Origin of the sequence: Bradyrhizobium cosmicum, from assembly GCF_032290525.1 — a bacterium.
Taxonomy (GTDB): domain Bacteria; phylum Pseudomonadota; class Alphaproteobacteria; order Rhizobiales; family Xanthobacteraceae; genus Bradyrhizobium; species Bradyrhizobium cosmicum_A.
The window spans coordinates 1-234 of the sequence record NZ_JASXTA010000619.1; the positions used below are offsets into that span (position 1 = coordinate 1).

Consider the following 234-nt stretch of genomic DNA (forward strand, 5'->3'; position numbering starts at 1 on the left):
GGTTGAAGGCACACAAACACGGAAATCCGGCATAGATAAGCCAGATGTTCAAGATGGCCAACGTTCAAGTTTGCCGGAAGGTGGACACCTTGAAGAGTGCGGTCACGGTTATCAGGGCGGCAAGGGCTGCTACTTGTGTGACCCCAACCATACGTACCGGCTAAAGGAGAGTGTGAAAGCGTGAGCGAGGGTGAAGCCTACTATCTGGCGGTGCTCACGTTCACGGTTATGTGG

The 234-nt window shown here is 53.8% G+C and carries 1 protein-coding gene; it reads left to right on the forward strand.

The window, feature by feature from the left end; translation table 11 throughout:
- A partial coding sequence (locus QSV46_RS41135; RefSeq protein ID WP_314964538.1) for a hypothetical protein occupies window positions 1–184 on the forward strand: 184 nt, incomplete at its 5' end.
- Window positions 185–234: the final 50 nt, after the last annotated feature.